Here is a 12,194-nt window from a genome sequence, read left to right as displayed (position 1 = left end):
CAGCGACGCCACTATACTTTTGAATATCTGAGCATTTTGAAAGGCAGGATATGACCGCAACCGCCAGTCGAACCACCAACCGCAGGCCCGAGCTTTTGGCCCCCGCCGGAGGCCCCGAGCCCTTTGCCGCCGCACTCGCTGCCGGGGCAGACGCCATCTACTGCGGCATGGGCAGCTTCAACGCCCGCCGCAAGGCAACCAACTTTACCGATGAGGCCTTTGAGCAGGCCTGCCGCGCCGCGCATCTGGCCGGCTCGCGCGTCTACGTCACGGTCAACATCGTCATCAAGCAGTCCGAGATGGGCGATGCGTTGCAACTCATCCACCGCTGCTCCACGCTGGGCGCCGATGCCTTCATTATCCAGGACTGGGGCCTGTTCTTTGAGGTCAAGCGCACCATGCCCGGCATCGAGACACACATCTCGACCCAGGCGAACATCCATGATGACCGTGGGACTATCTGGTGCCGCAAGCAGGGCGCCGACCGCGTGACCCTCTCGCGCGAGCTCTCCATCGACGAAATCGCTGCCATTCACAATGCCGCGCCCGACGTTGACCTTGAGGTCTTTAGCCACGGCGCCATCTGCTTTTGTTACTCGGGCCTGTGCCTGCTGTCGAGCTTTGCCATGGCGGGCCGCTCGGCCAACCGCGGCATGTGCGCTCAGCCCTGTCGCCTGCCTTACGAGCTGATTGACGAGAACGGCCGCTCGCTCTCCCCTGCCGGTCGCGAGCGCGCGCTGTGCCCGCGCGACACCAATACTTCGCAGCTCGTTCGCCGTCTGTATGACGCCGGCGCCGCATCGCTCAAGCTCGAAGGCCGCATGAAAGCCCCCGATTACGTATATTCCATCGTCGACGTGTATCGTCATCAGATTGATGACATGCTGGCCGGGGTCGCCGTAGATAAGGACGAGGACGCCGCCCGCCAGCGCCAGCTCAAACGCTGCTTCAACCGCGACTTTACGCACGCCTACCAAGACGGTACCTCGGGTGACGAGATGATGAGCTACGAGCGTTCCAACAACCGCGGCCAGATCGTGGGCACGGTGCTCGGCAGCCGCCTGTCCAACCGCGATGTGCGCGGGCTCAAGCCCGACGACCGCCGTCGCCGCGCTGCCATCGCCCGCATTGAGCTGTTTGAGCCCGTGGGCAAGGGTGACCTGCTGGAGCTTCGTCACGACGATGAGTTTGACCAGTTCCTGACCACCATTGCCGCCGAGGATGCCGCTGCCGGCGACATCATCGAGTGCCGCGTGCCCCGTAGCATGCCCGAGGGTTGCCGTGTACGCGTGATTCGAAGCCAGCGCGCTATCGACGCCGCCGGCGCCGCGCTCAAACGCGATGTGCTGCGCCGCCGCGCCGTAGACGTGACCGTCGTGGCGCGTCTGGGCGAGCCGTTTACCGTGACGCTCACCTGCTGCGACGACCCCACGCTCGCTGCCGCTGCGACCGGCTTTACCGTCGAGGCCGCCAAGACCCGCGCCGTCGAAGCGTCCGATCTGGTTGAGCATGTAGGCCGCATGGGCTCCTCGCCCTTTGAGGCCGCGAGCTTTGACGTTTCGCTCGACGCCGGCTGCGGTATGGGCTTCTCCGCCGTGCACAAGGTGCGCGCCGCCGCCTGTAAAGCATTGGAGGAGGCCATTCTGGCGCCGTACGAGGAGCGCGCGAAAACGCTTGAGTTGCCGGTACTCGACAAATGTACGCACGCCATGCCCGAGCATTACCGCGACGAGCCGCATATCTGCGCCACCGTCACCACGCTCGAAGCCGCCGAGGCAGCTCGCGCCGAGGGCGCCGCGCGCATCTATATGACCACCGACGCGCTCGAGACTGTCGGACTCTCCCCTGCCGATGCATTTGAGCAGGGTATCGTGCCCGTACTCGACGAGGTCTGCCGCACCGTCGACCACGAGCGCGTCGATCCCTGGATCAATGCCGGAGCCACCGTCGCCGTCGGCAATATCTCCGAGCTCGCCGTAGCCGCGCATGCCGGCGCCACGGCCGAGATTCGCTCTTGCCTGCCGGTGCACAACACGCCCTGCATGGAGGCGCTTGCCGAGCGCGGAGCCGGTGCGTTTTGGCTCTCGCCCGAGATCACGCTCGACGAGATTGTCTCGCTCGGCGCCACCGCGCCCGCGGCTCTGGGCATCACCGTCTTTGGCCGCCCGCGCGTCATGACGAGCGAGCATTGCATTCTGCAGGTTGCCAACGGCTGCATCCACGATTGTGCCAACTGCCGCCTGCGTGCCCGCAAGCTCTCGCTCAAGAATATCGACGGCAAGGTCATGCCCGTCCGCACCGACACTCACGGCCGCTCTCGCCTGTACGATGCCTACCCCATCGACCTCACGCCGCAGGTTGCTCAGCTGCTCGATGCCGGCGTGCGTCGTCTCATGGTGGACGGAACGCTGCTCGAGGCGGATGAGGTGGGCCGTGCCGTCGCCCGCGTCCGTCGTGCCGTCGAAGCAGCGCAGGCCGGCCGCAAGCCCGCCGCCCGCCTGCGCGGGGCGACCTCGGGCTGCATGTTTGTGGGAATCAGCTAACCGAAAGGCTTACACGTGAACGAAGAACCTCAAGTCCTTTACTGCGACGCCTGGCTCATGGCCATCGACAAGCCCGCCGGCATGATCGTCCACGGCGACGGCACCGGCGAGCGCACGCTCACCGACTACGCCAGCGACCTGCTGCTGGCGATGGGTGACGGCTTTGCCGCGACCGACATGCAGCCGCTCAACCGCCTGGACCGCAACACCACCGGCGTGGTGTTGTTTTCGCTCGACAAACAGACGCAGCCCGCCTTTGACCAGATGGTGATCGACCACGCCTTCGAAAAGCACTATCTGGCGCTGGCCGAGGGCAAGATCGACTGGAACGAGAAGCTCATCGACAAGCCCATCGCCCGCGACCGTCACGACAGCCGAAAGATGCGCGTCGGCGCCAGCGGCAAGCCGTCTCAAACTCGCGTGAAGGTGCTCAAACGTCTTAAGAGCCGTCGTGGCCTGCCCGCGCGCTCGTATATCGATGTCGAGTTGCTCACCGGCCGCAAGCACCAAATCCGTGTGCACCTGGCAAGCGAGCATCATCCCCTGGTTGGCGACGACCTGTACGGAACGCCGCGCCCCTGCGGCCTGATGCTCCACGCCCACAGCGTGTCCTTCACGCATCCCGTAACCGGCGAGCACATCCACATCGAAGCCCCCTGCCCCTGGGAGCCCTAAACCACCACAATGGGGACAGGCACCTTTGTGGTGGTTTTGCCGCAATGGTTCAACCGCGGTCCCAAAACGTCTCGATCTGTAACAGTTAGAACCCATTTTCCGGTCTATCTGTTACAGATCGAGACATTCAAATCCCCCTTAAGGGAAAATCTCAATCTGTAACAGTAGCTCGGCAAAATCAGTCCCAGATGTTACAGATTGAGACAAAGGGACGGCGCGGTTCGGAAGTATCTCAATCTGTAACACCTAGCCCACTTTTAACGGTCCAGTTGTTACAGACTTAGACAAACCGGCAGACAACGAAAGCGGCAACGCCCGTGATGGACGTTGCCGCTTTTCTATTGAGAAAACTACTCGGTTTTCGTTACTAACCACCACAATGGGGACAGGCACCTTCGTGGTGGTTTTGGCCTTGTCTCGCTGTTAGACAGTGATGACGTTGTCCATTGCCCGGTACTTGGCGGGGACCTCGCCTGCGGTAATAATCGTTGCGTCGCGGAAGTCCGCGAACTTGACGGGCGCCACCATGCCAAATTTACTGGCGTCCGAGATTACGAAGCGTTTGGCGGTATGGCGCATCGAGATACGCTTGACCTGTGCTTCCTCGATATCGGGCGCCGTGAAGCCCTGCTCGGCGGCAATGCCGTTAGAGCCCCAAAAGCCACAGTTGAAGTTGTAGCGGTCTAAGGTTGCCAAGGCATCGGGGCCAACGAGCGCCTCGGTCTCGGGTTTGAGCTCGCCGCCCAACACCACGGTACGCATGCCGCGCAAAGCAAGGTGCTGAGCATGGAGCACGGAATCGGTCACATAGGTGACATCTTCAAGGTGTGGAAGATGCTCGATGAGCCTGAGCGTCGTCGAGCCCGAGTCGATGTATACAAAGCTCTCGGGCTCCACAAGCGCCGCCGCACGGGCGCAGATACGCTCCTTGTCGTCGTTATGGAGGTCGCTGCGCTCATTAAGCGTTAGGTCGCGCGTCACGTGCGCGCGCTCAAGACTCGTCGCTCCACCGTGGACCTTGGCGATGCGATGAGCTCGGTCGAGCGTCTGCAGGTCGCGCCGAATGGTAGACGCCGTCACGCCCAGGGCTTCGGCAAGCTCCGGCACGGTAACCGAGCCGGCCTGCTGCACCATCGACACGATCGCGTTGAGCCTATCTTCCGCAAGCATCGCTTACTCCTCCTCGGGGTACACAACTCCCCAGTCGGCGCGGAGCTTGGTCATAAGCTCCATAACATCAGAAGCATAATCCAGCAGCTCGCGCTTGGAGTCGTCGCCGGCAACGGCCTTCTCCAGGTCGGCCATCTCATAGCACAGGGCGTAAGCCTCGGTGCCGGCGTGGACCTCCTCGCGGTGGCCGTCCGCAGTCCACACGATGGTCGCGTGATCGGCACGCGGATATTCATTGACCTCGATGTAGCACTTGTCGAAGCTGATGACCGAGCGCTTGGGCTGCTTGGAGTGGAGCGTAAGGCTCACGACGCCCAGCTGCTGCTCGGCATTTCGGCAGACGATGCCACCCGCGACGTCAACGCCAGTCTCGCAGGTGTTGCCCAGCGAAACGACCTCAGCGGGCTGGCTTGCCATAAAGAGGCGCATGACGGACAGGGCATAGACGCCAATATCGAGCATGGCACCGCCAGCAAGGTTGCGATTGAAAAAGCGGTTGGTCAGGTCGCCGTACTCCTTGTAGCTGCCAAAGTTGAGCTGGGCGAGGTTCATGCGTCCAAAGTCGCCGGCATCCATGCGGCGGCGCAGCTCCTGATACAAGGGCATGTGGAGCACCGTGGTGGCATCCATAAGGACCACGTTGTGCTCGTCGGCGATGGCACGGGCCTCGTCGAGCTCGGCAGAGTTGAGGGTAATGGCCTTCTCGCAGAGTACGTGCTTACCAGCTGCCAGAGCGGCTCGCAGGTAGGTGATATGCGTGTTGTGCGGCGTGGTGATATAGACTGCGTCAATGTTAGGATCGGCGTAGAGGTCCTCGACCGTTTCATAGACCTTCTCGATGCCATATTGCTCGGCAAAAGCCTGAGCCTTGGACAGCGTGCGGTTGGCGACGCCCGCAAGCTTGCGACCGGCAAGAGCGAGAGACTGGGCCATCTGGTTGGCGATAACGCCGCACCCGATCACAGCCCAACGAAGCTCGGGAGCCGTAAAGATATCATCGGGGAATGGCTTGTCCTGGACCGAAGTGAACGCTGCTTTTGCGGCTGCTTCGGCGTCGAGCGGAGCCTGTTTGGAATCTGCCATGATGTGCCTCCTGAGTCATCGGAAGTCCTTCATTTCTAACAAACCTATAGTCGCACAATTGCGCGCGTATCTGCTCGTGTTTGCGTATTTATTTGCTTATCGGTCATTATTTAGCCATAGTTGGCAGATGTTTGCGCGGCTATGCGCATTGTCGCGCAAGGCTATGCGCGTAAATGCGCATGCGACGATCCTTGTGAAACATAAAGGGGCGGAACACCAAAGCCCTAAAAGACAGACCCAGCTGTATTACTTCACCCCTCTGGGGGCATCAGACATCAAAGGATCGTCCCAAACTGCCGGCACATAGAGACTGTCCCCCCAACGACTGGTCATTTAAGTCTGTCCCCAATGAATGGTCGTCCCCAGCTGCCGACAGAAAATGAACGCCCCCAGGTGCCGGCATTTCAACGGCCACTCATTTAAGTCTGTCCCCAATGAGTAGGGATAGAAAAAGGCCCGGGTGCCGTGGGGCATCCGGGCCTTTGCTAGCAACTTGATGTTGCGGGCAGCTTAGAACTTGTGGCCGCACTTCTTGCAGACGCGCAGCTTGTTCTTGCCGTCCTTCTCGTGACCGACGCGGGTAACCTTACCGCACTCGGGGCAAACGAGATTGACGTTGGAGGCGTCGATAGGAGCCTCCTGCGAAACGATGCCGCCCTGCTGGTTGGCAGCGTTGGGCTTGACGGCCTTCTTGACGACCGAAACGCCCTCGACAACGACCTTGTTCTCGGCGGGGAGAGCACGCAGGACAACGCCCTGCTTGCCGCGATCCTTACCAGAGAGAACCTGGACCTTATCGCCCTTCTTGATATACATATATCTCCCCTAACTACAGGGTCTCGGGAGCGAGCGAGACGATCTTCATGTACTTCTTGTCACGAAGCTCGCGAGCGACGGGCCCGAAGATACGGGTGCCGACGGGCGAACCATCGTTGTTGATGACAACGCAGGCGTTCTCATCAAAGCGAATGTAGGAGCCATCCTTGCGGCGGATCTCCTTAACGGTGCGAACGACGACGCAACGGACAACGTCCTTCTTCTTGACGTTGGCGCCAGGGGTAGCCTCCTGGACAGCACCGATGAACACATCGCCGATGCCTGCATAACGACGCTTGGAACCGCCAAGCACCTTGATGCAGCGAATCTTGCGAGCGCCGGAGTTGTCGGCGACGTTCAGCATGGTTTGCATCTGAATCATGGTAGATGTTCCTCCGAACTAAGAACCGAAGAGAGGTGCGCTGCCTTTATACGGCCTGTGGTATGCAAGCCAGGCATACGCACATCTTCGGAAACGTACAAGTCGTAAGAGCGACTGCTTATTTAGCGCGCTCGACGACCTCGATGAGGCGCCAACGCTTCATCTTGGACATAGGACGGGTCTCCATAACGCGGACGGTGTCGCCCACGCCAGCCGTGCACTCCTCGTCGTGAGCGTGCAGCTTCTTGGAGCTGGTCATCATCTTGCCGTACTTGGGGTGACGCTTGCGCTCGGTGATGGTGACAACAATGGTCTTGGCACCGGAGACGGAGGTAACGACACCCGTACGGACCTTACGCGAGTTACGCGAATCAGTCATGTTCTCTCCTTAGGTCCTACTCGGCGACAGCGGACTTCTCCGCTGCGATCTCGCGGGCGCGCTGCTCCGTGAGGACGCGAGCGATGTCCTTCTTCACGGTGTTGACGCGAGCGGTGTTGTCCAGCTGGCTGGTGGCCATCTGGAAACGAAGGTTAAAGAGCTCGGCGCGCATTTCCTTCAGCTTCTCAACGAGCTGAGCGTCCGAGAGCTCACGAATCTCTGCGGGCTTCATTAGTTCTCCTCCTTGGCGGCGGCGGCGTCCTCAGCAGCCCACTTGGCCTCGAGAGCGGCCTCCTCAGCCATCTCCTTCTCGATGCGCTGCTCAGCGTTCTTGGCAGCAACAATCTTGGTCTTGATGGGGAGCTTGTGCTGCGCAAGACGCAGAGCCTCGCGAGCGACCTCCTCGGGAACACCCTTGACCTCGAACATGATGCGGCCGGGCTTGACGACGGCCACCCACTCCTCGGGGTTACCCTTACCAGAACCCATGCGAGTCTCGGCAGGCTTCTTGGTGATGGGCTTATCGGGGAAGATCGTGATGTAGACACGACCGCCACGCTTCATGTAGCGGGTCATGGCAATACGAGCGGCCTCGATCTGACGGTTGGTGATCCAATGGGCCTCGAGAGCCTGGATACCAAACTCGCCGAAATGCAGCTCGGTATTACCCTTGGCCTGGCCCTTCATGGAGCCACGCTGCACCTTGCGGTGAAGAATACGCTTAGGGGCAAGCACTACTGACCCCTCCTCTCGGAGTTACGACGACGAGGACGGGAAGAGCCCTCGAGTGCAGGGTTGGGAACAGGCTGGCCCGGGAGCTTCTCGCCCAGGTAAATCCAGACCTTCACGCCGCAAGCGCCCATGGTGGTGCTGGCGACAGCCGTGCCGTAGTCGATCTTGGCACGGAGGGTGTGCAGAGGCACGCGACCCTCGCGGTACCACTCACGACGGCCCATCTCGGCACCGCCGAGACGACCGGAGCACTGGATACGGATGCCCTTAGCGCCGGCCTTGCGGGCGGACTGGACAGCCTTGCGCATAGCGCGACGGAAGGCAACGCGGCCCTCGAGCTGCTCGGCGATAGACTGAGCAACGAGGTTGGCGTCGAGCTCGGGGCGCTTGATCTCGACAACGTCGACGGAGAGCTGGCCCTTGGAGACGCCAGCGACCTTCTCGAGCTCGGTGCGGAGGGTATCGATCTCGGCACCCTTCTTACCGATGACAACGCCGGGGCGAGCGGTGAGGATAATGACCTTCACCTTGTCGCCAGCGCGCTCGATCTCGACGCGGGAGACAGCTGCGCGGGAAAGACGCTTCTCGAGGTACTTGCGGATCTCGAGATCGTTACCGAGGGTCTTAGCGTAATCCTTCTCTGCGAACCAGCGGGAGCGCCAGTTCTCGGTGATGCCAAGACGGAAGCCGGTGGGGTAGACTTTCTGACCCATACAGCTTTACGCCTCCTTTCGAGGAGCAACGACGACGGTGATGTGGGAAGTACGCTTCAGAATGCGAGAAGCGGAACCCTTGGCGCGGGGACGGATGCGCTTAAGCGTCGGACCCTCGTCAACATAGGCAGCGGCGACAACCAGGTTGTCGGCACGCAGACCGTTGTTGTTCTCGGCGTTCGCAACGGCGGAACGGAGAACCTTCTCGACATCCACGGCGACGGCGCGGTCGCAGAAGTGGAGGATGTCGAAGGCCTGAGCGACAGGCTTGCGGCGGATCAGATCGACCACCAGGCGGGCCTTGCTGGGGGAAACACGCACGTACTTAGCGACGGCGCGAACCTCGGTGGCCTCAGTTTCAATAGACTTAGTTGCCATTTACGGTTAACCCCCTATTTGGCCTTGTGGCCACGGAACGTACGAGTCGGCGCGAACTCGCCGAGCTTGTGACCAACCATGGACTCGGTAACATACACGGGCACATGCTTGCGGCCGTCGTGGACGGCGATGGTGTGACCAACCATCTCGGGGAAGATGGTGGACGCGCGGGACCAGGTCTTCACGACGTCCTTCTTGCCAGCCTCGTTCATCGCGGTGATACGCGAGAGAAGGCGAGTCTCCACGAACGGGCCCTTTTTGAGACTTCTGCTCATAAGTGCTTTCTCCTAAAACTCGGTATCCGAAATTACTTCTTACGGCGACGAATGATGTGCTGGTTCGAGACCTTCTTCTTCTTGCGCGTACGAAGGCCCTTCGTCGGCTTACCCCAGGGGGTAACAGAGGGACGACCAGAGGTGTGGTTCTTGCCCTCGCCACCGCCGTGCGGGTGGTCGACAGGGTTCATGACGGTACCGCGGACGGTCGGGCGCACGTTCATGTGACGCTTACGGCCGGCCTTGCCGATGACGATGTTGGAGTGATCGGCGTTGCCGACCTCACCGACGGTGGCGCGGCAGGTAACGAGGATGCGGCGCATCTCGGAGGAAGGCATACGGACGATGGCGTACTTGCCCTCCTTACCCATCAGCTGGCAGGAGTTACCGGCGGAACGGGCGATAGCGGCGCCCTTGCCCGGCTGGAACTCGACGGCGTGGATGAGCGTACCGACGGGGATGTCGGCGAGGGGCAGAGCGTTGCCCGGCTTGATGTCGGCGTCAGAACCGGACATGATGGTCTGACCGACCTCGAGGCCCTTGGGGGCCAGGATGTAGCGCTTCTCACCGTCAGCGTAGTGCAGCAGAGCGATGCGAGCGGAACGGTTCGGATCGTACTCGATCGTGGCAACCTTGGCGGGCACGCCGTCCTTGTTGCGCTTGAAGTCGATCACGCGGTAACGACGCTTCACGCCGCCGCCCTGGTGGCGGGTGGTGATGCGGCCGTTGTTGTTACGACCGGCCTTCTTGGGCAGGGGCTCGAGAAGAGACTTCTCGGGCTTGGTGCAGGTGATCTCGGAGAAATCGGAGATCGTCTGCCAACGCCTACCAGCGGAGGTCGGCTTAAGGTGCTTTACAGCCATTACAATCCCTTTCAATAGGAATCCGTTAGCCATCGCAGACAGGGATTCGAGGTTCTGCCTCGGGTGCGATGACACCGGACGTATACACGGTTCCGGGCGTGTCCATTTTATACGCCCAAAACCTTGAGCTCTCGCCTCCCCTATTTGGGAGGCATGAGCTCACTCAACAGCAGCGAGTCTTAGGCCTGGTTGCCAAAGACCTCGATGGTGTCGCCCTCGGCCAGCGTGACGATGGCCTTCTTCCAAGAACGGGTCTTGCCGGCGACATAGCGCACGCGCTTGGTCTTGGGCTTGACCGTCAGGGTGTTCACGCGAACGACCTTGACGCCGAAGATCTCCTCGACAGCGTCCTTGATCTGATACTTGTTAGCATCCTTGGCGACCTCGAACGTGTACTTGTTCTGCTCCATGCCGGAGAAGGAACGCTCGGACACGATCGGACGGATGATGATCTCGTGGGCGGTCATTTAAGCAAGCACCTCCCCGAAGTGAGCGGCGATGTCGGCGGGCATCAGCACAGCGTTGTTGTTGACGAGATCGTAGGTGTTGGCCTCGTCGGCGGTGATGATGAACGTCTTGGGAATGTTGCGGAACGACAGGTAGGCGTTGACGTCCTCATCGCGAACGATGATGGTCAGACGCTTGCCCTCAAGGCCGAGAGCCTTGAGCATGGCAACGGCAGCCTTGGTGGAAGGCTTCTCGAAGCCGTAGTCGTCGACGAGCACGAGCTCGCCATCGGCCAGCTTGGCGGACAGCGCGGAGCGCATAGCCAGCTTGACCTCCTTGTTGTTCATACGCTTAGCGTAGGAACGGGGCTTGGGGGCGAAGACAACGCCACCGTGACGCCACTGGGCAGCACGAATGGAACCCTGGCGGGCACGGCCGGTGCCCTTCTGACGCCAAGGCTTCTTGCCGCCACCGGAAACCTCAGAGCGGCCCTTAGCGGACTGGGTGCCCTGACGCCAAGAGGCCATCTGGCACTTGACGATGTGGTGCATAACGTGGATGTTCGGCTCGATGCCGTACACCTCAGCGGCGAGCTCGGCCTCGGCGACCTTCTTGCCCTCGCTGTTCTTTACTTCAAACTTTGCCATTTAAGTGTTCTCCTTGGTATGACGCTGGGCTAAATGGGCTGGGCCCTTAGGCCATACGGATGGCGACGAGACCATTCTTGGCACCCGGGACAGCGCCCTTGACCAAGATGAGGTTCTGCTCGGCATCGATGCGGACAACGGAAAGGTTCTTGACGGTAACGCGCTCGTTACCCATGTGACCGGCCATCTTGACGCCCTTGAGGACGCGTGCAGGATAGGCGCACTGACCGATAGAACCGGGGTGACGCTGGAAGTGAGAACCATGCGTCATAGGACCGCGGCGCTGACCCCAGCGCTTGATGCGACCCTGGAAGCCCTTACCCTTGGAGGTACCGATGACGTCGACCTTCTCGACATCAGCGAAATCAGCGACGGTGACGACCTCGCCGACCTTGTGCTCCTCGCCGTTCTCGACGCGGACCTCACGAAGGAAGCGGACAGGCTCGACGCCAGCCTTGGCAAAGTGACCAGCCATGGGCTTGTTCACGTTCTTGGCCTTGATGTCGCCGAAACCGATCTGGACGGCATCATAGCCGTCGGTTGCCTGAGTTTTAACCTGCGAGACAGCGCAGGGGCCAGCCTGGATGACCGTGACGGGAACGACGTTGTCGTCCTCGTCCCAAACCTGGGTCATGCCAATCTTGCGGCCGAGAATCATGCTGATCAAGATATGATCCCAACTCTCGCGTGGTCTTGGGACAATGCGTACACCACCGAGCGTACGCCCCTAGAGGACCACTACTTACACGACGTGCTCCCCAGCCTTGTATTTCGCCCGGACTACCTGACAACCCTATTAAGCAGGCATTTTGTCCAGCCAGAATACTCCCCTGGTTTCACACAGCTGTTTAGTATACACGGCTGCGGGCGTATCCATCGAGATTCATATTTCACTCACATTGTTTACGCAGGTAAAGTGCGTGGCACGTTCCCAGTGTGCGGCGGAGGGGGCGGGCCTGAGACATATTAAGGTTGCTGCTCTACAGTCCTGCTCACGACGGAGAGCACATTAAGTGCTCTCCTGTTCGTGCGGAACTCGCGACAACCTTAATATGTCTCAGGCCCGCCCCCTCCGCCGCACACTGGGAACG

General features: G+C 60.7%; 15 protein-coding genes and 1 pseudogene. 2 read left to right on the top strand and 14 right to left on the bottom strand.

What is annotated here, in order from left to right; all coding sequences use genetic code 11:
* Positions 1 to 50: 50 nt before the first annotated feature.
* Together ABHR63_RS03750 and ABHR63_RS03745 are read left to right on the top strand one after the other, a co-directional pair.
* Positions 51 to 2,543, top strand: a complete 2,493-nt coding sequence (locus ABHR63_RS03750; RefSeq protein ID WP_346965872.1) for a U32 family peptidase — start codon at positions 51 to 53, stop codon at positions 2,541 to 2,543.
* A gap of 15 nt (positions 2,544 to 2,558) precedes the next feature.
* Positions 2,559 to 3,218, top strand: coding sequence for an RluA family pseudouridine synthase (locus tag ABHR63_RS03745; protein ID WP_232049565.1), 660 nt, complete (start codon positions 2,559 to 2,561; stop codon positions 3,216 to 3,218).
* 423 nt (positions 3,219 to 3,641) lie between these two features.
* Here ABHR63_RS03745 and ABHR63_RS03740 read toward each other — a convergent pair whose 3' ends face one another.
* The 14 genes and pseudogenes from ABHR63_RS03740 to rplC form a co-directional block, all read right to left on the bottom strand.
* Positions 3,642 to 4,388 (bottom strand): DeoR/GlpR family DNA-binding transcription regulator, encoded by a 747-nt coding sequence (locus ABHR63_RS03740; RefSeq protein WP_055309388.1) that lies wholly within the window; start codon positions 4,386 to 4,388, stop codon positions 3,642 to 3,644.
* A gap of 3 nt (positions 4,389 to 4,391) precedes the next feature.
* Positions 4,392 to 5,471, bottom strand: a complete 1,080-nt coding sequence (locus ABHR63_RS03735; protein ID WP_346964928.1) for a Gfo/Idh/MocA family protein — start codon at positions 5,469 to 5,471, stop codon at positions 4,392 to 4,394.
* A 510-nt stretch (positions 5,472 to 5,981) separates the two neighbouring features.
* On the bottom strand, positions 5,982 to 6,287 hold the full coding sequence (rplX, locus tag ABHR63_RS03730) for a 50S ribosomal protein L24 (RefSeq protein ID WP_006235043.1): 306 nt from the start codon (positions 6,285 to 6,287) through the stop codon (positions 5,982 to 5,984).
* 13 nt (positions 6,288 to 6,300) lie between these two features.
* Positions 6,301 to 6,669, bottom strand: coding sequence for a 50S ribosomal protein L14 (gene rplN / locus ABHR63_RS03725; RefSeq protein WP_006235041.1), 369 nt, complete (start codon positions 6,667 to 6,669; stop codon positions 6,301 to 6,303).
* Between the two features lie 118 nt (positions 6,670 to 6,787).
* Entirely contained in the window at positions 6,788 to 7,048 is a 261-nt protein-coding gene (gene rpsQ, locus ABHR63_RS03720; protein ID WP_006235040.1) for a 30S ribosomal protein S17, read from the bottom strand.
* Between the two features lie 16 nt (positions 7,049 to 7,064).
* The gene (rpmC, locus tag ABHR63_RS03715) at positions 7,065 to 7,280 is read right to left on the bottom strand and encodes a 50S ribosomal protein L29 (RefSeq protein WP_006235039.1); all 216 of its coding nucleotides are present in this window, start codon (positions 7,278 to 7,280) and stop codon (positions 7,065 to 7,067) included.
* Positions 7,281 to 7,366: 86 nt separating this feature from the next.
* A pseudogene (rplP, locus tag ABHR63_RS03710) lies at positions 7,367 to 7,783 on the bottom strand (50S ribosomal protein L16); the annotation flags it as partial.
* A complete protein-coding gene (gene rpsC / locus ABHR63_RS03705; RefSeq protein ID WP_006235037.1) occupies positions 7,783 to 8,493 on the bottom strand; it encodes a 30S ribosomal protein S3 in 711 nt (236 codons plus the stop codon). The gene rpsC and the pseudogene rplP, both read right to left, overlap by 1 nt.
* Positions 8,494 to 8,499: 6 nt before the next feature.
* Positions 8,500 to 8,871 carry a 50S ribosomal protein L22 gene (gene rplV / locus ABHR63_RS03700; protein ID WP_006235036.1) on the bottom strand — a complete coding sequence of 124 codons (372 nt, stop codon included), beginning with the start codon at positions 8,869 to 8,871 and terminating at the stop codon, positions 8,500 to 8,502.
* Positions 8,872 to 8,885: 14 nt separating this feature from the next.
* The gene (gene rpsS, locus ABHR63_RS03695; RefSeq protein ID WP_006235035.1) at positions 8,886 to 9,146 is read right to left on the bottom strand and encodes a 30S ribosomal protein S19; all 261 of its coding nucleotides are present in this window, start codon (positions 9,144 to 9,146) and stop codon (positions 8,886 to 8,888) included.
* Between the two features lie 32 nt (positions 9,147 to 9,178).
* Complete coding sequence (gene rplB, locus ABHR63_RS03690; protein ID WP_022094198.1) at positions 9,179 to 10,009, bottom strand: 50S ribosomal protein L2; 831 nt, start codon at positions 10,007 to 10,009, stop codon at positions 9,179 to 9,181.
* A 179-nt stretch (positions 10,010 to 10,188) separates the two neighbouring features.
* Positions 10,189 to 10,476: a 50S ribosomal protein L23 gene (gene rplW, locus ABHR63_RS03685; protein WP_006235033.1), complete on the bottom strand. Its 288-nt coding sequence runs from the start codon at positions 10,474 to 10,476 to the stop codon at positions 10,189 to 10,191.
* A complete protein-coding gene (rplD, locus tag ABHR63_RS03680; RefSeq protein WP_006235032.1) occupies positions 10,477 to 11,103 on the bottom strand; it encodes a 50S ribosomal protein L4 in 627 nt (208 codons plus the stop codon). It lies immediately after the preceding gene.
* Positions 11,104 to 11,149: 46 nt separating this feature from the next.
* Positions 11,150 to 11,770: a 50S ribosomal protein L3 gene (gene rplC / locus ABHR63_RS03675; RefSeq protein WP_035137484.1), complete on the bottom strand. Its 621-nt coding sequence runs from the start codon at positions 11,768 to 11,770 to the stop codon at positions 11,150 to 11,152.
* Positions 11,771 to 12,194: the final 424 nt, after the last annotated feature.

This window comes from Collinsella aerofaciens (assembly GCF_039752775.1).
Lineage (GTDB): Bacteria > Actinomycetota > Coriobacteriia > Coriobacteriales > Coriobacteriaceae > Collinsella > Collinsella aerofaciens_R.
Note: the sequence above shows the minus strand (reverse complement) of the source record. Positions and strands in the feature narration are given on the sequence as shown.